The organism is Lactobacillus helveticus DSM 20075 = CGMCC 1.1877, from assembly GCF_000160855.1.
GTDB classification, from domain to species: Bacteria; Bacillota; Bacilli; order Lactobacillales; family Lactobacillaceae; genus Lactobacillus; species Lactobacillus helveticus.
Genome location: NZ_GG700764.1, coordinates 1 through 844, shown reverse-complemented (window position 1 = coordinate 844; position 844 = coordinate 1). Strand labels below are relative to the sequence as shown.

Annotated in this window: 2 tRNA genes; both read right to left on the bottom strand. The window is 31.8% G+C overall.

The features are described 5' to 3' along the window. Nucleotides 1-3: 3 nt before the first annotated feature. Nucleotides 4-90: transfer RNA gene (locus HMPREF0518_RS08925), tRNA-Ser, on the bottom strand. Between the two features lie 38 nt (nucleotides 91-128). Further along, nucleotides 129-200: transfer RNA gene (locus HMPREF0518_RS08920), tRNA-Glu, on the bottom strand. Between the last annotated feature and the right edge of the window lie 644 nt (nucleotides 201-844).

Below are 844 nucleotides of genomic sequence, written 5' to 3'. Positions count from 1 at the left end.
ATAAGGAGGATGTGGGATTTGAACCCACGCGCGGCAGAACCGCCTAACGGTTTTCAAAACCGTCCCCTTAAGCCACTTGGGTAATCCTCCATTAGCTGTAAGTACCAATAATGTATTAAACTGGTAAATGACCCGTACGGGATTTGAACCCATGTTACGGCCGTGAAAGGGCCGTGTCTTAACCACTTGACCAACGGGTCATATCTCTTAATGAAGAGTACTTTATTATTATAACTAAATCAGTTTTAAAAGTCAAGAACTTTTTTTATCTTTTAAAACTTTTAAGTCATCGCTGTGATCTCTCAATCACAACGTATTTAATATTAATAGATATTAATCTAAAATGCAAGACTTTTTTCAAATTTTTCTTATCCTCTTTTTCCTATTAATTGTTTATTGATACTCAGGTTAGACCACTATCTGCAATATTATCTAATATAGGCCCATTTGCCGGTATTTAGACTATTAATGCACCTAAATCTTTTTTCTTTAGCTTTTCTTCTTATATCGCAAATATTCAATTTTGAAAGCATCTATGTTACTATGCCTCACTAAATTACAGTTTTTTGAAAACACTAAAAAGTATATAGGATCTTATCTGAATTCTACTCACAAAGCTAAGCTATTTACCCTAGCTAGTTAACATTATCTTTGAATTTTTAATATTTTAATTAAAGTATTGTCGTCTTATTTGTAATATATTGGACGACCAAGTATTTAATCTTTCTATCCGCTTACTAGTTTTAATGTAGCTCCGGATCAACAAATACGTCTTACTTACATTTTTTAGAGTTGCTTTAATAACATAAACCTTTTTACTTGCACGATTAAATTGTTTAATTTC